Genomic DNA, 16,891 nt, shown 5'->3' with positions numbered 1-16,891 from the left:
AGGAGGAAAGTATGGCAAAGATTCTCCTCGTGGAGGACAATGAAATGAACAGGGACATGCTCTCGCGGCGCCTCGCGAAGAAGGGCTACGAGGTGATTATCGCCTTTGACGGCGCCCAGGGCGTGGCAATGGCGAAGAGTGAGGCTCCCGATATCATCCTGATGGACATGAGCCTTCCCGTGCTTGACGGGTGGGAGGCCACGAAGCAGATCAAGGCCGATGACGGCGTGAAGGCCATTCCTGTCATCGCCCTTACGGCCCATGCCATGTCAGATGATCGTGAAAAGGCAATGGCGGCCGGCTGCAATGATTATGACACGAAGCCCATCGAGTTCCCGCGCCTTCTGGGGAAAATAGAGGCGCTGATAGCGGGGAAAAGCCAATGAGTGACAATCCCGCCATGATTCCCAAGGCTTCACTCTCGTGGATCCGCCATGAGCTGAGGAACCCTCTCAACCTGATCCTGGGCTACAGCGAGATGCTCCAGGAAGAAGCCGAGGAAGAGGGCCTTACGGGCTTCCTTGGTGATCTTCAGAAGATCCAGATGGCGGGACGCACGATGCTCTCCCTCATCAATGAGCATCTTGTCATTCCCGCCGATGAAATCGACGGCGCCGCAGTGCCAGTCAAGCATGAGAGCACCCCCCGGAAGGTCATGGAGCGCCATGACCTTCAGCCCGATCATGGCAGCCTGCTGCTTGTCGATGACAACGAGGGGAACAGGGACATCCTCTCACGGCAGCTGGAAAAGCAGGGCTACACGGTCTCGACGGCCGAGGACGGCTTTAAGGCCCTGGAAAAGATCAAGGGAGCCCCCTTTGACCTTGTGCTGCTGGACATCATCATGCCGGGGATGGACGGCTACCAGGTCCTGGAGCATCTCAAGGAGGACAGGGAGCTCCGCCATATCCCCGTCATCATGATCTCGGCCCTTGACGAGCTTGAGAGCGTCATAAGGTGCATCGAGCGCGGCGCCGATGACTACCTGCCCAAGCCCTTCGATCCCGTCCTGCTGAGGGCCAGGATCGGCGCCTCCCTTGAGAAGAAACGCCTCCGCGATCAGGAGCAGCTCTCCCATAAGGCACTCGTGGAGACGCAGAACCTGCTTAACAGGGAGCTCTCCGAAGCGGCGGACTATGTGAGATCCCTTCTCCCCCCCATGCTCACCGGCGATATTGAGACTGACTGGCGTTTTATTCCCTCCACGTCGCTCGGGGGAGATGCCTTCGGCTACCACTGGCTCGACAGCGACCATTTCGTAATGTACCTGCTTGATGTGTGCGGCCATGGCGTAGGCGCCGCCCTCCTTTCAATATCGGTAATGAATGTCCTCAGGTCCCAGAGCCTCCCGTCCTGCGACTTCCTTGACCCCGCCGCCGTGCTTGGCGCTTTGAACCTGGCGTTCCAGATGGAGCAGCAGAATAATATGTACTTCACCATCTGGTACGGTGTCTATGACAGAAGGGAGCGCCGACTGGTCTATGCGAGCGGCGGCCATCCCCCCGCCGTTTTCATCCAGGGCCCTGACGAGAAGCAGGCTGAGGCCGCGAGCCTCGAGTCCACGGGATCCGTCATCGGGTGGGACACCGACAATACCTTTGAGAACAGGGCCCTCGAGGTGCAGCCCTTCAACAGGCTCCTGGTCTTCAGCGACGGGACCTATGAGCTCACCCGCGAGGACGGCTCCATGCTCACCTTCGAGGAATACCTCCGCGAGCTTTCAAGGCCCTCAGAGCCTGGTAAGAATGACCTGGACAGGGTCGTGGAATATGCCGTGGCAGTGAACGGCTCTGCCGCTTTTGCCGATGATTTTTCCCTTTTCCAGGTGAAGTTCCGGTAAGGACAGCCCCTGCAGGATTTCCCTCTTCCCGCGGGGAACATACTCCTGAGAATGACAACATATTCTCCTTTGGAGTGAACAATGCCCTCTGGCAAATGCCATGCCTTTTCATTGATTCTTCTGGCCTTTGCTGTTCTGCTGGCGGCGGCAGGGTGCTCCAGTGAGTCGCGACCGGCCTCTTCCAGGAATTTCTTCTACTCCCTCTTCATCAAGGGCAGGCCCGAGGGAACCCTTGTCATCAAGCCCCAGGCGGCCCTCTTCGAGAAGGAGTCAAACGGCGAGTACACCCTCAAGCTCACGTCGCCCAAAACAAGCTCCCTCACTTACAGCTTCACCCTCGACGAGGTACCCGGCGAGTACTATATGCTCAATGACTGGATGAGCTCCCCCTCGGAGGCCGAGATGAACATATTCATCAACGGCAGGGAGTTCATCCCGTCGATGAAAAACAGGATCAACCATTACATCTCCCAGGGCTTCGAGATATCCCGGGAGCTCAGGAAAGGGGAGAACACCGTCGCCATCACGCTTGAATCGGGAGACCAGCTCTGGATCAGGGGCACCATATTCGCCGATAATCCCTCTCTGGCAAAAAATGTGAGCAACCTTCCCGATCTGATTCCCAAGTACGGCAAAACCGCCGCCCTGGTGCTGGGAATTCTGGTGATCCTCTACTTCATATGGTTTTTCTTCAACAGGACTCTTTACAGCAACATGGATGCCTATTCGGCATCCTTCGCCCTCATCGGCATCATGATTGCCGGCTTTGCGGCAGGTTACTGCTGGCTTGTCATTCCCCGCATGCAGAAATGGTCGCTGGTATACCTGGCCTGCACCGTGGTCCTGGCCCTCATCTCTATGCTTTCCGCGAAGAAGGGCGAGGATGCCTTCCAGAAGAGCGTGGCCATCGAAGGCGAGGCGCGGCAGGAGGACAAGCCTTCGGGCACAGATTTTAACTTTTAGGAGCGTGGCGCTTGGGCATAGGACTGGTTTCTCAATGGGGCAGGAAAGGGGCCGGGATCTTGATCCTGGTGCTGATGCTGGCGCTGTTCTCGGCTGCGGCGCTGGCCAAGGATTTCGAGTCCTTCACCATCTCTTTTTCCTCGGGCTCCCCGATGGGAACAATAGCCGTGAGCTGCCAGAATGCCACTGTCGAGCGCGAGGGGGGGGGGCTCTCCCACCTGCTCATGGACAAGCCGGGCTCAAGCACTCTCAAGGGCACCTTCACGCTGGACAGGATGCCCCAGCAGCTTTACCTCCAGATAAACCACCGCACCTCGACGCTTGCCGAGCTCACCAAGAATCCCACCTACTCCATCACGGTGAACGGATCTCCTGTCACGACAATGGAGCTCTATTTCGACATTTACACCATCCTGGGGTACGATATAGGAAAATACTGCCACACGGGCAACAACGACTTTGAAATCAAGCTCGAGCCCACCGCTAAAACCAGCCTTTACGTGAGGCAGGTGGACATCTCTCCCGTCGTCTCCTTCGTCGAGGGGTACAAGGAAAAGGGCATGAGCATCAGCAACTGGTGGCTCTACATCCCCCTCTACATTGCATATTTCCTTCTGATAGCCGTCACCATCAGCTACCTGCTCTTCGTGATCATGTGGCGGAACCGCATCGAGCCCACCCTTGCCACCTTTGTGGCGCTTTTCCTTTGCGGCGTGGGATTCTTCGTGCTCCCCTTCCTGATGTTCGGCCTGGGCTGGTACCAGCTCCTCTTCTCTTTCCTGGGCCTCATCGGGGGGATTGTGTGGATCACCTCCATGCACCGCTAAACGGTAATATACCCCCTGGCTTTCCACTCCTGAATCTCCATTGAGAGCTTTTCCTGCTCTTTCCACCAGCCGTCAAGGCGGCCGTCCTCCTCGAACCTCGCCAGGGCTGAGCGCGTCCTGTCATCGAGCGGCTCAGGCTTCCCGCCCCACAGCGGCGTGCCGGGGAGAGGGAGGAAGTAATGGAAGTGGATCCGCGCCCCGAATTTTTTCGTGATGAGCTCCATCAGCTCCAGGCTCGCTTTCACATCGTCGCCTGTCTCGCCTGGGAAGCCGAAGATAAAGTCGCAGTGGGCCATGAGCCCCATGGATCTGATGAGGGCTACCGTTTCGACGGCCTGGGCCACCGTGTGGCCCCTCCGCAGCCTCCTGAGAAGCGAGTCGCTCCCCGTCTGTATGCCTACGGCGATCTTCCTGTTGGTGCAGTATTTCTTTATGAGGGCCAGGGCCTCTTCTGAAACATATTCAGGCCGGACCTCCGAGGGGAAGTAGGCAAGGTCAATATACTTTGTTCCTGTGGCCTTGATGGCCGAGAGAAGGCCGCCAAGGGCCGCCAGGTTTACCGTGCCCTTCCCTTCAGAGCCATAGGAGAGCGCATTGGGGGAGATGAAAAAGGTTCTCTTCTGGCCCCCCTTCATCGCCTTGCTGATGCCCGCCACCACTGACTCCACCGAGCGGTGCCTCAGGGGCGGGGCGAAGATGCGCCTGGTCTGGCAGAAGGCGCAGTGGTGAAGGCATCCCCTCGAGATTTCCATGGGCCCGTAAAGGCCCAGTGTCTCCGATATGGGGAAATAGTCGTCGATAGAGAGCCTTGGAATGTCGGTATCGTTAAAAGACTGACCCTGCACCGCCCCGGGGCCTTCTTTTATCACGCGCTCCACTGCCTCGGGAAATATTCTCTCCGCCTCCCCTGTGAAGACGGCGTCAAAGCCAGCCTTGAGAGTTCCCTCCGGGTCGGCAGTGGGATGGGGTCCCCCCCCAAGGAGCAACACCCTGCTGCCATAGTGCTCCCTGATGAAGGAGACCTCCCTGAGGACGGTGCCGAGCTGGGTGGTCATAAAGGAATAGCATAGAATGGTCAACGGGAAATGGCGGGCGAAGTCTTTCAGGTGGAGATGATCATCAAGGAGATAGACATTGGCACCGGCGAGGTGCTTCTCCAGGGCCCCTATGAGTACAGGGAGCGAGTACCTGTTGCAGGCGGTGCGCCTGAAAACGACAGGCAGGGTGGCCCGTCTGAGGCCTTTATCAATATACAGTCGCCGTGCTCCTTCTCGGAACCTGGTCCGCTTCTCTCCAATCGGCCACTCTTCTCTCTACCTCGGGCTTTTCCGCTCCTCCTCGATCTGAGTGGTCGTGCTCCCCTTTTCGGGAGTGATCCCTTTCAGGATCTGGAGGGCTGTGTCAAGCTGGGGGTCCTTGTCCTTGCCTACGTCTTTTGGCTCCATCTCCACCTTGTAGTCGGGCTCCAGGCCGTTCTTGTCTATATCGCTCCCATTGGGTGTGTAGTAATGGGACACGGTGACCTTGAGGGCCGAGCCGTCGGGGAAGGGCATGACCTGCTGCACCGAGCCCTTGCCGAAGGTCTTGGTGCCCACAAGGGCGCCTCTCTTGTAGTCCTTTATGGCACCGGCAGTTATCTCCGAGGCGCTCGCCGAGTATTTGTTCACCAGCACGGCGAGGGGGAGGCTCAACTTATAGTCGCCCTTGGAGTTGTGGCTCTTCGAGTTGCCCATCTTGTCCTTCACGGTGACGATGGACTCGCCCTTGCCCAGGAATATGCCCGATATTGATACGGCGGCATTGATGTAACCCCCGCCGTTATTGCGGAGATCCATCACCACTCCCTTGATGCCCTTTCCTTCCATCTCCCTGAGGGCCGCTTCCAGCTCGTGGCTCGTCTCCTCCCCGAAGTTCCTGAGCTTCACATAGCCGTAAGTGTTATTGAGAATCTTGTAAGTCACCGATTTCACCTGTATCTTTTCCCTGAGAAGGGTGAACTTGAGGGTGCCCTTCGTTCCCTTTCTCATGATGGTGAGCGTCACAGGCGTTCCTTTGGGCCCGCGGAGCCTGGTCACCGCTAAATCAATGGACAGGCCTTTCGTGGACTTCCCGTCAATCTCGGAGATCACGTCGCCTGTCTTGATCCCCGCGTTCCAGGCCGGCGTTCCCTCCATGGGCTCTATCACGGTGAGCCAGTTGTCGTTATCCTTGTCGACCTCGATGTACGTGCCGATGCCGCCGAAGGAGGCTGACTGCATCTGCTCCATGAGCTGGCCGTATTCCTTCGGGGTGAGATAGACCGTATAAGGGTCATCGGTGCCTTTCAGCAGGCCACAGAGCGCCGAGTAGAGGATGAGGTCCTTGCTGACCTTGCTGTTTGCCTGGGCCACGGCGGCGTTCAGGAAATCCTCAGGCGAGGAGAAGCTCTTATCCTTGAAGGGAGGGGCCTCGGCCTGCGCCTCCTTGAAGAGGCGCTCCACTTCCTGCTTTGCGCCGTCTGTGAGCTTCTCCTCGGTTACCTTTCCATAAAACTGGGTGTTCAGGAGGCTGTGGATCGCTCCAAAGAGCCTGGGATTGGGGGAGAATCCCAGCTCCTCCGAACTGTCCAGGTACTTCTTGTAATTGGGGAAGTTCCTGTTCTTTGCCTTGTCATCTTTCTCTACAGGCGCCGGAGTGCCGGGTGTCTTGGGATCGACCGAAAGGCTTTTTCCGGGGGCTGCCGGGGGGGCAGTATGGGCCCTCAGGGTAAGGGGCAGGAACAGAATGAGGATCATTGCCGCAATGAGCGGGAGGATAAGGTTACGGAGCTTCATTGATTTCATAGCGTACCTCCTGTGGAACGAATCTGATCAGGCACCCCGTTATGCACTTACCACTATCCTCATGGCCACCTCGGTGCAGATCCTCGCGGCACCCTCCGAGGTGAAGAATGAGACACCGATAAGCAGTTTGAGGAGCGCGAGCGTCACCAGTATATATGCCCATCTCTGCTGAAATATTCCCTTTTTCCCGGGCTTGCAGGAGAGCAGGTACGTGACCCGGCCCATCAGGCCCTCCTCGGCTTTGCGGGGAAAAAGGGCAAACCCGCAGGCATGAGTGATGAGGGAGGGGCCTTCCCTGAGGCTGGACGCCGCCAGCTTCACCAGGGTCTTACAGAGGTCAAGAGCTTTTTCCCCGTGGTCTCCTGCGGCCATCAGATCGCAGATCTTTTCCTTCTCTTCGTTGATTTTGCTTATGAGAAAAGCTACTGGAGGGAGGAAGAAGAATATATCGCCTGTCATGCCAAGCAGGAAGTTGAGCACGTTGTCCATTCTCCTGATGTGGCTGATTTCATGGTCCAGGACCATTTCAAGCTCCTTTTCCTCGAGGGTCTCCGGGAGCCTGACCGGGAGTAGTATGGCGGGATTTACCATCCCGGCCACCATGGGGGTTTTGGCAAGAGGCGACAGGTACAGCGGCCTCTTGAGAGCATCTGCCAGGGGCTTGAGCCTCTCATCCTCGTAAGCCGATGCGAAGAGCTTTCTGGTATAGAAGAGATAGCCCAGGACCCTGTAAAGGATGAGCAAAGCCGCCGCAGACAGCCACAGGGCCGCAAGCGTCTGGGAAAGCCCGTGGCCTGTCGCGCATAGTATGAGGTCACCGATGGAATAAGTATGCTGCGAGATGATGCAGGAGCATATGAGGGACCAGAGCGAGAGACCCGAAGATCCGAGCCCTGCTGAAAGGCAGAGGTCAAACACGCCGCCCGCCTTGAGCGGGAATGGCCCAGGGAACCCGTGCCCCGAGGAGAAGCGCGTCCCCATATCAAACCAGAGCTTGATAAGGGGCAGGAGGAAGAGGGAAAAGCGCAGCGCCGGGCTCTTGATGTTGAAAATCCTCACGAAGAGCATCACCACAAGCAGGCAGAAGATGAAATTGACCGAGCTGTTGAGAGCGGCTTTGAATATGACGATGCTATCCATCGGTCTGGCGCTCCTTCTCCTCGATGAGGAGCTTTATCCTGAGAAGATCGTCCGAGGTGAGGGAACTGCTGGCGATGATGTAGGAAAAAAGCTCTGCCGGTCTTCCCCTGAATATCTTCTCCTTGATCCTGTCGAAAAAGGTGTGAGCTATCTGCGTCCTGGAGTATTTTGGCCTGTACACATAAGTGCGGCCGGATTGCGACCGCTTCAGCATTCCTTTCTCTGCGAGCCTCGTCATCACGGTCATTACCGTCGTATAGGCGATGTCGCGCTTTTTGACCAGTGTCTCATGGATATCCTTCACCGTGGCAAAATCGAAATCCCAGAGCACATCCATTATCTCCAGCTCCAGCTCCCCCAGGTGGGAATACCTTGACTCGATGCTCATCTGAAAACTCCTGTGCTCATCTTGAGCCCATACTGGACTTCTCCTCCATAATACTACAACCGTAGTATTATGTCAAGAGCCCCTGAAAATAAAGATCTCTGTACACAATAATTTTACAGGATTTTCACTAATATTACAAATTCGTAACAATTGATGCCTAGATGGAGAGCACCGATGCGTGATGTAGTACTGTAAGAAGAGGGGGGCACAAGGGAGGGTCATTCTATGAATAAGCAGGGTGGGGGAGAAAGCGGTGCGATCCGGGAGAGCCTGGCACAGGGCGGGAGAGTGAAAGCGCTTGAGCTTCAGCCTCTTTTTATTGATATTCTGGACGTCATGACCCAGGGGGACATCAAGAAAAGCCATGAGCCCGGCATTGAACTTTACAGTTCCTTCAGATCCTTTGTGACCCAGTGGTTCTCGTAAGAACGAGGCCCATCATCAGCTTCGCGGCGAGGCTTTGAAGTCCCCTTCATCAATCTTTCCCGGTGCCATTCCGTAAAGCTCCTTCGCCATGGCAATGTACTGGGTTTTTGAAATCATTATCATCCCCTGGAAGAAGGACTTCTTGAAGAGCTGGTAGGAAGGGAACTTTTCCAGGAAGTGATCCCTGCATATCTCCACCGCAATAAGGTGCTTCTGTTTCTCAAAGGACTCAGACCCAGGCTGTATGCCAAGCACTTTCAGCATGTTGACTCCCACACGCTGCAGGGGCTCGTGTGGACAATTAACCACGTAGCATTTCCTTTTCGTTTTCACTCTGTTTCACCCCGAAAGATAGTCTTACCCCGTTCCTGGGAAGGCGGGAATGCCTTCAAAATTACCTGAGAATCTCGTATTTTTTCACTTTGAAGAGAGGTCCCATCATGCCGATTCCCATCATATCCCTTTGTTCCGTGCCTGTCACCGAGACTTTTCTTCCCTGTATGTAGAGCTCCCTGTCACCGCCGTCGAGCTGGTATTGCTCGCCCTTGTCGGTGACAAGGACCCAGATGCCGCCTTCCAGTTCGCTTTTCTCAATTTTTCCCTTGATGGTTTTCATATGGTCTCCTTCTTTCCTTGAGTGCTCACTCGCCGGGAATACGGTCTTTCAGAGCCTTTTCCGGGATGAACCTGATGAAAAGGTATGCCGCGTAAAGGCAAAGGGCTATATTCGCCAGAAGCCAGATCCTGTCAATGAAAAGGAAGCTCGGGATGAATTGAATCGGGGCGGGCTTTGCGAGGAGCATGAAGAGAAGATGGCCTGCCACGCCGGTGGAAAATCCTGCCGCCATGCGGCGGAGGGTGATGTTCGGGAAGAACAGAAAAGAGAGGGCTATGGGGAAAAGGGCGCTGTAGAAAAGAACGTTCCCATGGTGCTCGGCTCCCATGAGAACTATGTCCCACTGCGGGAACCCCCTGAGAAGGAGGTTCTTTGCCGGGAGCCCTTCAATCCCGAGTGACGGGAGAAAGAAAAGGCCGCAGGCCCCGAATATCAGTCCCACAAGGTAGTGGGGTGATATGACCGAGTAAGGGGCCCTGGGGAACCTTCTGAGCGATGAGAGGAGGAAAAGGGCTCCCAGAAGCCCGAATACGAGCTTGGCAAGGCCGTCAAGGAAGCCCGCCGTGTAGACTGCCTTTTCGGCATCGAGAATACCTGCCCCATAGCCTTTCTTGAGATCGAGCCCCTTTGAGCGGGCGCTCTTTTTCAGGATCGCTCTCACCATCGCGGGGTTGCTGTAGCCAAGGGAGACGAGGAGAGCTGCAGCGCCCGCCACGTGGGGCGAGGCCATGGAAGTCCCCTGGAAGAGGCTGTAGTCCTCCTGCTCGGGGTTTCTCACCTTGATCGTGTTCTGAAGGACTCCATCCTTGTAGCCGTCACCGTTCTGATCGACGTTCAGATCGCCGCCGGGGGCTGCAATCTCTATATCCTTGCCCTTGTTGGTGTAAAAAGTGAGCTCGTCATCGTCGCGGATGGCCGAGACCGCGATACACTCATCATAGGCCGCGGGATATGATATTCTTTCCGAGCGCTCGTTGCCTGCCGCGCAGACTATTGTCACGCCTTTCTGGTAAGCGTACTTGCAGGCATCATGCATCACGGAGCTTGAGAACCTCCCGCCAAGGCTCATATTGATTACTTTCGCGCCGTGGTCGGCTGCGTATTTGATGGCATCGGCGATATCGGAGGTCTTCCCCATACCCGCGGAGCTGAGGACCTTGAGGGGCATGATTTTGCAGTTGTAGGCGATGCCTGCCACGCCTTTCTTATTGTTCGTGGTCTGGGCAATGGTCCCCGCCACGTGGGAGCCATGGGCATGGTCATCATTCGCATGGGTATCTTTGCTCACAAAGTTATAGGGCGAAACGAACTGCGTCTTCTCCAGGTCCTCGAGGCGGTGAAAGTTTTTGTAATCCTCGTAGGCTACCCCGGTGTCGATGACGGCGACAATGACGTTCTGGCCCGTGGCATATTTCCATGCCCCCCGCACCTTGATTTTTTCCATGTGCCACTGGTATTTGTAGAGGGGATCATCGGGGTAGGAGAGGATCTGGTATACGTAATTAGGCTCGGCATACTCCACACGGCTGTCATGAACAAGCTGCTCCAGGAGGCCGGCGATATGCTCCTCCTCTACATCGGCCACCATGAGCCTGTATTTTGCAGAGAAGGGGCTGTTGTAGTCCATTGTGATGCCGTATTGCTTCATCATCTGCGCTATTTCGGCATCGGTGGTGCCGTCTTTCAGGTCAATTACTATCTCGCCCTTCACATGGCCGGACATGACCTCCATGGTCTCCATGGTCTCTCTGCCCCTTGAATCAACCTCAAGAGCTGACACAAAGGGGGAGCACAGCAGTGCCATTACGAAAAACAGGAAAACAATGATGAGGCATTTTCTCATGGCGCGACCTCCCCTCTCTCTAGTGAGATTCGTGAAATCACCGGACTTTCCTCCAGTTATTTCATCTTGTGTATTTCATCTCTGCTGCCAGGCCCCTCCTGTCGAGGAGGGCGGGAAAAACGAAGAGGCCAGAAATCCGATACCATTCCAGCCTCTTGGATAAGACTTTTTCAGCTTGCGCTTTTTAGCCCGCTTCGGTCTGGCATTCTCTCTTTGCCTTCATCATCGCCATGAGCTTGAGGGTGACCTCCCTGATTGTCTCCTTGGAGTGGTCAGTCTTTCTGGACTGATCCACCAGGCACTCTCTCCGGTGGTTTTTCCTTGTGCTCCCGGAGTTTCTCGAGCCCTGAGCGGTTTTTCTGCTTCCTGATCCGTAGTAAGGCATTTCTGTGGCCTCCTTCTATTCTGAATGTATTCAAGACTTTTTTTTATGGAGCGAGGGTAACACCTCTTCTATATTCAGGATATCATATCCTCCATGGGCCATTCAAGCAAATATTGTTACCATATTGTTAATAACACACCACCCGGATGATGCCTCATGGAGGGCATCAAAAGCTCATGCGTAGGAATTCCCCGGGCATCCGTAGAATGATACCTTACTTCTTACCGATGCAGGATTGTTTCATGATATTCAACTCAGGCTATCAGCTTGAAATCCTCGAGGGACTTGACCAGGGCAAAAAGTTTCCCTTAAGAAGCAGGGAGGTTACCCTTGGAAGAAAGCTCATTGCCAACGAAAAGATAACCAATTGGATCCTTTTTAATGAGCTCACTGTTTCGAGGATTCATGCCCTCCTGGTATGGGAGCCCCACTCAGGTACCTATGAGATTCATCATAAGTCCCGCACCAATCCCACGCTGGTGAATGCCATGCCCGTCCAGAAACTGCTTCTTGCGCCTGGCGATCTTATTCAGATGGGCTACCTTATCGCCGAGTTCCGGGAAGATGCCTCCTCAATGGATGGCCAGTCCCATTCAGAAAAGGAGGAGCCCTCATTCTTCGCTGGTATCCCCAGGCATGACCGGATCCCCGAGAGCTCCTTTTCCCTGAGGGTCATTGAGGGAGATGACAGGGGAATGCTCTTCCCTCTCTCGGAAAACCTGATGATTCTTGGGAGGCGTGAGAAGACAGAGATGACAATGGGCTCCAACGAGATTCTGCTCCATGACATGGCCCTCCCTGCAGAGCACCTGCTCTTCGCATGGAATGTGAAGGAGAAGAAGTTTTCTGTCATCAAGGTGGAGAGCTCCATACTTCTCTCGAAGGTTCAGAGAAAAAGCGCGGATTTTGAAACCATTCTTGATATTGATTCAGAGGGACACACCCTGCTGGAGGAGGGCGATCTCATAAGCACGGGCTCATCGCTGTTGAGATATGAAAAATCCAGAGAAGCCCCCCCTTCTGAGCCTCCGGCCCCTGAGCCCTCCAGCGGGGAGCCCCCGTCCCTCCATATATCCATAGACCTGGCCGATTCAAAAAAAGCCCGTTCCATTGCCCTTGCTCTACCCAGAAAGTCGCCCTTCACCGCGGAGAGGAGCGGAGAAGGCCCGGCCAGGGGGCCTGAGCTTGATGCTGACTGCCAGATAGAGGTACTGGAAGGTCCCGACAGGGGAACGCTCTATACCCTGATAAGCGCCGACCTCAGGGAAGGCCGGTATCTCTCGGTGGGTTACAGAGAGGGTCCCAGGGTCAATGACCTCCCTCTCTCCGACAGGGCTGCTGACAACATCCAGGCTTCCTTTGTCAAGAGAAACGGGATTCTTCACCTCAGGAACGAGAGCGAAGAGGTGGCTCTCATTCTGAACGGAGAGCCCCAGAAGGGGAATCACTTCTTCCCCCTTCAGGCCGGCGATGAGATAAGGATCGGTGAAACAAGGCTCATCATGAAGGAATACCGCACCGGGGGTGCCAGGGCGGCATACCGGATAGAGGTAAGAGAGGGAGTGGAGAGCGACAGGGGAAAGACCTGCGGCCTTGAAAGCTGCCCCTTGAGAATAGGAACTGAGGGAGGATGCGAGATAAGGCTTTCTGACGATACGGTGTCCCCGCTCCATGCAAGAATCACCTCAAGGGAGGGAAAATTTTTCATTGAGCATCTTTGTGCCACGGGGCAGACCCTTGTAAACGGCCTCTCGATGGTGAAGGGATCGGAAAGGCTGCTGCGCTCTGATGACTGCATAAGGCTTTCAGGGAAAAGCCTGCTGCTTTTCATTAAAAAGTGACATTCTTTTTCCCTGACCGGCGATTGAAGGAATATCTCCGGAAGGGTCAAATTTAAGAAGGTTGAAGTAAATGCGAAGGGGAAGAGCTTGACAAATCGAAAAAAATATGCAGAATAACACCTGCGGGGTGCCTCCACAGGAGAGAAAGGATCGCCGGCCGGATTATGAAAAAGGTGCTCGTGGCAGAGAATGACGTCATAACCAAGAAGATTATCGATGTCATTCTCATGGATGATGAATTCCAGGTCTTCCACGCCGAGAATGGACCACAGGCCCTGGAAATTGCACAGGCAGAGCTGCCTGATGTGATCATTACGAGGATCTCCCTTTCAGAGGTGAACGGGCTTGAGATTATCAGCAGCCTCAAAAGCGAGGAAAGCACCGCCAATATCCCGGTCATCATTCTTGCTTCAATTGAAGAGGCCAAGGAAGTCGAGAAAGGGCTTCAACAGGGTGCCAGAGCCCATATCCTGAAGCCTTTCAGCCCCATGAAGCTTTATACCCACATTGATCTGGCAGTGAAAGGTGAGTATTCAAACGGTTCGAGACCCTCAATGAATACGGGATTACCACGGGAGGACAGAGAGCAGGAGGCTTTCCCCGCCGGGGAGCAGGAGGCTTCCCCCGCCGGGGAGCAGGTCTTCCCCCAGGAGGAATCTGGCGAGCTCTCCCTTGACAGCAATGAGCTTCAGGCTATTGACAGCCTCTTCAAGACCGACGAATCCTGACCCGACCCACAGGACAAGCCCCGCGCTGCTCTCCAGGAAATACTGATGGAAAGGTGAATTCTCATGGCACTGTTCTTTTACAACACCCTCACAAGAACAAAGGAAGAATTTATCCCCCTCATCGCCGGAACGGCAAAGATATACACCTGCGGCCCTACAGTCTATGACTATGCCCATATCGGGAATTTCAGGGCATACTGTGTAGAGGATCTCCTCAGGAGAATCCTTCAGTACAAAGGCTGTAAAGTGACTCAGGTCATGAACATCACCGATATCGATGACAAGATAATCAAGGCCTGCATAAGGGAAAAGACCACACTCAGAGATTTTACCGAAGAGTATGTGAAGGCCTTTTTCGAGGATATCGAGGCCCTCAATATAGAGAGGGCCGAGAGGTACCCCAGGGCCACCGATCATATTCCGGAAATGGTGGCCATCATCAGTGCCCTCACGGAGAAGGGCGTCGCCTACAAGGGGGAAGACGGCTCCTTTTATTTCTCCCTCTCTCAATTCAGTGACTACGGGAAGCTTGCCCGCCTGAATTTTGAGGAGCTCAAGGTGGGCGTGAGGATCAAGCATGACGAGTATGACAAGGAGCGGGTCTCGGATTTTGCCCTCTGGAAATCCTGGGACGAAAAGGACGGCGAGATTTTCTGGGACACGGAGCTCGGGCGCGGGCGACCGGGGTGGCACATTGAATGCACCGCCATGAGCATGAAATACCTCGGCGAGCAGTTTGATATCCACATGGGCGGCGTGGACAACATCTTCCCCCACCATGAGAATGAGATTGCCCAGTCAGAGGCGTACACGGGAAAGAAATTCGTGAACTACTGGATCCACTGCGAGCACCTGCTTGTCGATCACCGGAAGATGGCCAAGCGCCTCGGGAATTTCTATACCCTCAGGGATCTTGTGTCCCGAGGCTTCAATCCCCTGGCCCTCAGGTACCTTTACATCTCCAATCATTACCGCTCGAAGCTTAACTTTACCCTTGAGGCTCTCAAGGGCGCCCAGAACACCCTTGAGGGCCTCTGCGATTTTCTCAGGCGCCTCTCTCGCGTCACCTCAAAAGCTCCTTTTACCGCTGAGCTGGAAGAGCTTATAAAGTCCGCCGCCCGCGACTTCGATGAGAAGATGTGCGACGATATGAATATGCCCCTGGCCCTCTCGAGCCTTTTTACCTTTATCTCGGAAATCAACAGGATGATTGACAGGGAGGCTCTCCCTCCCGAAGGTGCGGCTCTTGTCCGCGATTTTCTCCTCTCTCTCGATGCGGTCCTGGGCCTCAGGCTGAAGGATGCCCTCGAGAAGAAGGGCCTCGCCTCCGATATTGACGGCCTCATTGCCGAGCGCGAGGCCGCCCGAAGGGCAAGGGATTTCAGAAGGGCTGACGAGATAAGAGATATGCTCAAGGCACAGGGAGTGGTGCTCCAGGATACCCCCCAGGGCGTGGTATGGAAAAAGCTATGAGAGATGTCATCTACGGCAGAAACCCTGTGAGGGAGGCCCTGGAATCCTCAAAGGTGCCACTGGAGAAGATCTATTTCCAGGAGGGGAGCCCCGACGAGGTGGCGGTGCGCCTCAGGAAGCTGGCCCAGGAAAAGAAGGTCCCCTTCACCTTTGTCACGAAAAGCCGTCTTGACGGCCTTACCGGCAGAGGAAACCACCAGGGCGTCGTGGCGAAGACGGCGGCCCGCGATTACATGGACTTTTCCCGTCTTCTTTCCCTTCCCCTCGAAAAGAAAGAGCCGGCCTTTTTTCTCGCCCTCTTCCAGGTCCAGGATCCCCACAACCTGGGGGCCCTTCTCAGGACCGGTGAATGCGCGGGCCTCCACGGGATAATAATTCCCCGCGCCAGGTCCGTGGGCCTCACGGCCACCGTGAGCAAGGTCTCGTCGGGGGCTGACAGTTACGTGCCCGTGGCAAAGGTCTCCAATCTCTCGGAATCCCTGGCACTTATGAAGCGAGAGGAAATCGCCGTTATCGGGGCCCACTCCCACGAAGGGACAGACTACCGCCTGGCTGATTACCGCCGCCCTCTCTGTCTCGTGCTGGGCGGAGAGGGGAGAGGGCTCGACGGCAGGATCCTTTCCCTCTGCGACACCGTCGTGAGAATCCCCCTCAAAGGCATGATCTCCTCGCTGAATGTGAGCGTGGCAGGAGGCCTCCTTCTCTACGAGGTCCTGCGCCAGAGGAGTGCCTGATCCTCTTATTCCCCTTCCTTGCCGTATGCAGCCTTTACCTGGCTCTCGTACGTAGCTTTCATTTTGTTGAGGGCGCTCCTGGCGATGCTCATCTGGGCCCTGGCCCTGTCAATGAAAGTTTTCTGCTGGGCGGGATTGGTGAAAATGAGGTATTGTCGGTAATCCTGGAGGGCCATCTTGAGGGCCCTGAACCCGTCCTGGAACTGGCTGTCACAGACCATGGCGTTGATGGTTCCCACGATGGAGTCAAGCTGGCCGAATTCCGACTGGGGGATTGCGCCGTAATTTTTCGCTTTGTATGATTCAATGGTTTCTACAAGATCCATAAAGGAGGCAATGTTCCTGGAGAGCTTTTCTATCTGGTTTTTCTTCGCTATGAGCTTCTTGCCGGCGGGAGTCTCCGGGGGTGCCGACAGGGCCCCTGAAGAAACGTTGCTGGTGAGCACCGAAGAGTCCTTAAGGCCCGCCCTTTTCGCTGCGTTGTCGAGGTATGCCGAGAATTTCCTGAGCTCGCTCCTTGCGGCATCCAGGCGGGCATTCCCATTGCTGAGGTACATTTTCTGGTGGGAGGGATCTGTTGAGAGAAGGTACTGGGCAAGCCAGTGGTATGCCGACAGCAGGTCCCTCCGGCCCTGCTGGAACTGCTCATGGGGTACCATGGCGCCGGTGCGTTCCATAATGGCCCAGAGCTGCATGAACTCTGCCTCGGGAACTGCGCCATAATGGCCTTTTTTGTAGGATTCGATGGCGCTGAAGAGGTCTTCAAAGGAGGCCATCTGACTCGTGAAGGCGTCAATCTCTGATTTTATCCCGGAAAGCTCCTCGAGGACCCTGGGATCGGGGGCCGGGGAAGGGGCAGGGGATG

General features: G+C 55.3%; 18 protein-coding genes. 9 read left to right on the top strand and 9 right to left on the bottom strand.

From position 1 onward, the window contains the following. Nucleotides 1–11 precede the first annotated feature (11 nt). The 4 genes from RDV48_15085 to RDV48_15070 all read left to right on the top strand — a co-directional run bounded on the left by RDV48_15085 (nucleotide 12) and on the right by RDV48_15070 (nucleotide 3,630). A complete protein-coding gene (locus RDV48_15085; protein ID MDQ7824124.1) occupies nucleotides 12–386 on the top strand; it encodes a response regulator in 375 nt (124 codons plus the stop codon). Then, nucleotides 383–1,840, top strand: a complete 1,458-nt coding sequence (locus RDV48_15080; protein MDQ7824123.1) for a SpoIIE family protein phosphatase — start codon at nucleotides 383–385, stop codon at nucleotides 1,838–1,840. Before RDV48_15085 ends, RDV48_15080 begins: the two co-directional genes overlap by 4 nt. An 81-nt stretch (nucleotides 1,841–1,921) precedes the next feature. Further along, nucleotides 1,922–2,803, top strand: a complete 882-nt coding sequence (locus RDV48_15075; GenBank protein ID MDQ7824122.1) for a hypothetical protein — start codon at nucleotides 1,922–1,924, stop codon at nucleotides 2,801–2,803. 11 nt (nucleotides 2,804–2,814) lie between these two features. Then, the gene (locus tag RDV48_15070; GenBank protein ID MDQ7824121.1) at nucleotides 2,815–3,630 is read left to right on the top strand and encodes a hypothetical protein; all 816 of its coding nucleotides are present in this window, start codon (nucleotides 2,815–2,817) and stop codon (nucleotides 3,628–3,630) included. On the opposite strand, the gene RDV48_15065 is transcribed toward RDV48_15070, so the two are convergent. The 4 genes from RDV48_15065 to RDV48_15050 form a co-directional block, all read right to left on the bottom strand. After that, nucleotides 3,627–4,853: a TIGR04013 family B12-binding domain/radical SAM domain-containing protein gene (locus tag RDV48_15065; protein ID MDQ7824120.1), complete on the bottom strand. Its 1,227-nt coding sequence runs from the start codon at nucleotides 4,851–4,853 to the stop codon at nucleotides 3,627–3,629. The two genes, RDV48_15070 and RDV48_15065, sit on opposite strands and share 4 nt — an antisense overlap. A 90-nt stretch (nucleotides 4,854–4,943) precedes the next feature. Beyond that, nucleotides 4,944–6,452 (bottom strand): S41 family peptidase, encoded by a 1,509-nt coding sequence (locus tag RDV48_15060; GenBank protein ID MDQ7824119.1) that lies wholly within the window; start codon nucleotides 6,450–6,452, stop codon nucleotides 4,944–4,946. Nucleotides 6,453–6,491: 39 nt separating this feature from the next. Further along, complete coding sequence (locus RDV48_15055; protein MDQ7824118.1) at nucleotides 6,492–7,592, bottom strand: M56 family metallopeptidase; 1,101 nt, start codon at nucleotides 7,590–7,592, stop codon at nucleotides 6,492–6,494. Beyond that, entirely contained in the window at nucleotides 7,585–7,980 is a 396-nt protein-coding gene (locus tag RDV48_15050) for a BlaI/MecI/CopY family transcriptional regulator (protein ID MDQ7824117.1), read from the bottom strand. The genes RDV48_15055 and RDV48_15050 overlap by 8 nt, the downstream gene beginning before the upstream one ends. 225 nt (nucleotides 7,981–8,205) lie before the next feature. On the opposite strand from RDV48_15050, the gene RDV48_15045 reads away from it, so the two are divergent. Continuing rightward, complete coding sequence (locus tag RDV48_15045) at nucleotides 8,206–8,406, top strand: hypothetical protein (GenBank protein ID MDQ7824116.1); 201 nt, start codon at nucleotides 8,206–8,208, stop codon at nucleotides 8,404–8,406. A 15-nt stretch (nucleotides 8,407–8,421) separates the two neighbouring features. Here RDV48_15045 and RDV48_15040 read toward each other — a convergent pair whose 3' ends face one another. From RDV48_15040 to RDV48_15025, 4 genes are all read right to left on the bottom strand, one after another. Continuing rightward, nucleotides 8,422–8,739 (bottom strand): hypothetical protein, encoded by a 318-nt coding sequence (locus tag RDV48_15040; GenBank protein MDQ7824115.1) that lies wholly within the window; start codon nucleotides 8,737–8,739, stop codon nucleotides 8,422–8,424. A gap of 61 nt (nucleotides 8,740–8,800) precedes the next feature. Further along, on the bottom strand, nucleotides 8,801–9,022 hold the full coding sequence (locus tag RDV48_15035; GenBank protein MDQ7824114.1) for a DUF5818 domain-containing protein: 222 nt from the start codon (nucleotides 9,020–9,022) through the stop codon (nucleotides 8,801–8,803). A 25-nt stretch (nucleotides 9,023–9,047) separates the two neighbouring features. Next, nucleotides 9,048–10,865 carry a S8 family peptidase gene (locus RDV48_15030; GenBank protein ID MDQ7824113.1) on the bottom strand — a complete coding sequence of 606 codons (1,818 nt, stop codon included), beginning with the start codon at nucleotides 10,863–10,865 and terminating at the stop codon, nucleotides 9,048–9,050. Between the two features lie 184 nt (nucleotides 10,866–11,049). Further along, the gene (locus RDV48_15025) at nucleotides 11,050–11,250 is read right to left on the bottom strand and encodes a hypothetical protein (GenBank protein MDQ7824112.1); all 201 of its coding nucleotides are present in this window, start codon (nucleotides 11,248–11,250) and stop codon (nucleotides 11,050–11,052) included. Between the two features lie 242 nt (nucleotides 11,251–11,492). Here RDV48_15025 and RDV48_15020 point away from each other — a divergent pair, with 242 nt between their 5' ends. From RDV48_15020 to rlmB, 4 genes are all read left to right on the top strand, one after another. Beyond that, a complete protein-coding gene (locus RDV48_15020; protein MDQ7824111.1) occupies nucleotides 11,493–13,091 on the top strand; it encodes an FHA domain-containing protein in 1,599 nt (532 codons plus the stop codon). 164 nt (nucleotides 13,092–13,255) lie between these two features. Further along, nucleotides 13,256–13,819, top strand: a complete 564-nt coding sequence (locus RDV48_15015; GenBank protein ID MDQ7824110.1) for a response regulator — start codon at nucleotides 13,256–13,258, stop codon at nucleotides 13,817–13,819. 63 nt (nucleotides 13,820–13,882) lie between these two features. Beyond that, nucleotides 13,883–15,292, top strand: a complete 1,410-nt coding sequence (cysS, locus tag RDV48_15010; GenBank protein MDQ7824109.1) for a cysteine--tRNA ligase — start codon at nucleotides 13,883–13,885, stop codon at nucleotides 15,290–15,292. Then, nucleotides 15,289–16,026, top strand: a complete 738-nt coding sequence (rlmB, locus tag RDV48_15005; GenBank protein ID MDQ7824108.1) for a 23S rRNA (guanosine(2251)-2'-O)-methyltransferase RlmB — start codon at nucleotides 15,289–15,291, stop codon at nucleotides 16,024–16,026. Before cysS ends, rlmB begins: the two co-directional genes overlap by 4 nt. A gap of 5 nt (nucleotides 16,027–16,031) precedes the next feature. On the opposite strand, the gene RDV48_15000 is transcribed toward rlmB, so the two are convergent. After that, on the bottom strand, nucleotides 16,032–16,891 hold an 860-nt coding region (locus tag RDV48_15000), incomplete at its 5' end, for a hypothetical protein (protein ID MDQ7824107.1).

This window comes from Candidatus Eremiobacterota bacterium (assembly GCA_031082125.1).
Lineage (GTDB): Bacteria > Vulcanimicrobiota > CADAWZ01 > CADAWZ01 > Ess09-12 > Ess09-12.
The sequence above is the reverse complement of the archived record's forward strand: the minus strand, read 5'-3'. Positions and strand labels throughout refer to the sequence as shown.

Coding starts and splice junctions, on each gene's coding strand:
- RDV48_15085 (MDQ7824124.1), top strand. CDS start 12: ATGGCAAAGATTCTCCTCGTGGAGGACAATGAAATGAACAGGGACATG.
- RDV48_15080 (MDQ7824123.1), top strand. CDS start 383: ATGAGTGACAATCCCGCCATGATTCCCAAGGCTTCACTCTCGTGGATC.
- RDV48_15075 (MDQ7824122.1), top strand. CDS start 1,922: ATGCCCTCTGGCAAATGCCATGCCTTTTCATTGATTCTTCTGGCCTTT.
- RDV48_15060 (MDQ7824119.1), bottom strand. CDS start 6,452: ATGAAATCAATGAAGCTCCGTAACCTTATCCTCCCGCTCATTGCGGCA.
- RDV48_15055 (MDQ7824118.1), bottom strand. CDS start 7,592: ATGGATAGCATCGTCATATTCAAAGCCGCTCTCAACAGCTCGGTCAAT.
- RDV48_15050 (MDQ7824117.1), bottom strand. CDS start 7,980: ATGAGCATCGAGTCAAGGTATTCCCACCTGGGGGAGCTGGAGCTGGAG.
- RDV48_15045 (MDQ7824116.1), top strand. CDS start 8,206: ATGAATAAGCAGGGTGGGGGAGAAAGCGGTGCGATCCGGGAGAGCCTG.
- RDV48_15035 (MDQ7824114.1), bottom strand. CDS start 9,022: ATGAAAACCATCAAGGGAAAAATTGAGAAAAGCGAACTGGAAGGCGGC.
- RDV48_15030 (MDQ7824113.1), bottom strand. CDS start 10,865: ATGAGAAAATGCCTCATCATTGTTTTCCTGTTTTTCGTAATGGCACTG.
- RDV48_15025 (MDQ7824112.1), bottom strand. CDS start 11,250: ATGCCTTACTACGGATCAGGAAGCAGAAAAACCGCTCAGGGCTCGAGA.
- RDV48_15020 (MDQ7824111.1), top strand. CDS start 11,493: ATGATATTCAACTCAGGCTATCAGCTTGAAATCCTCGAGGGACTTGAC.
- RDV48_15015 (MDQ7824110.1), top strand. CDS start 13,256: ATGAAAAAGGTGCTCGTGGCAGAGAATGACGTCATAACCAAGAAGATT.
- cysS (MDQ7824109.1), top strand. CDS start 13,883: ATGGCACTGTTCTTTTACAACACCCTCACAAGAACAAAGGAAGAATTT.
- rlmB (MDQ7824108.1), top strand. CDS start 15,289: ATGAGAGATGTCATCTACGGCAGAAACCCTGTGAGGGAGGCCCTGGAA.